Raw genomic sequence first — 659 nt, forward strand, 5'->3', positions numbered from 1 at the left:
TATATTTGCTGACGAAATCATCCCAGTATCGGCTGCTGGTACGTACCCGGCCATCGCCTCCTGGTTATCGCATGCGATTTGATTGGGGATCCAGAAATCCCCGTTCGTCGCTTCAACAAACCGAAAGACCATTTGGCAGGGAACATTTAGTACAGATGCAATGATCATCGTCCGGTTGCTCCCATCAATGAATCGGGCGCTTTCATACTGAGCATCCTCTGCTAGCCCTTCATTAAATAAGACTTGTAACGCATCCGGCTCCGTCATCGGACTCGGTGTCAACGGCTTGTCCTGCGCTCGCTGTTGCACTGGCGCTGACAGAGGTGTCACAGGCATCGGCTTTCCCGGACCGACGTTAGCGCACCCCCCAAGAATAAGAACCATTAAAACTGACAGGTATTTCATTGCGTCACTCCTTTATGACGATGGAATTGTGGTAATTGAAAAGGTGGACCACCTGTTGAGCCGAGATATCTTCCCAACCTTCAGGCATATCAGGAAGTTCATAGGTCATGGTATCCTCGCGAGCATTCACGGGGATGGAGCACACGAGAGAGAAGTCACCTTTATCGTCGGATATCGCCCATATTTGAGAGAAGCCCACGACAGCCCCAGCGGTAACACGTCGGTTAATACCCAGCATCATGCAGATAGCCCGC

At 51.1% G+C, this 659-nt stretch carries 2 protein-coding genes; both read right to left on the reverse strand.

Features of this window, described 5'->3' with window-relative positions:
• On the reverse strand, window positions 1-405 hold a 405-nt coding region (locus tag ACVRRC_RS22165; RefSeq protein WP_472997602.1), incomplete at its 3' end, for a hypothetical protein.
• Window positions 406-409: 4 nt separating this feature from the next.
• A partial coding sequence (locus ACVRRC_RS22170; protein ID WP_472997603.1) for a hypothetical protein occupies window positions 410-659 on the reverse strand: 250 nt, incomplete at its 5' end.

The organism is Stutzerimonas sp. LR2, from assembly GCF_055755175.1.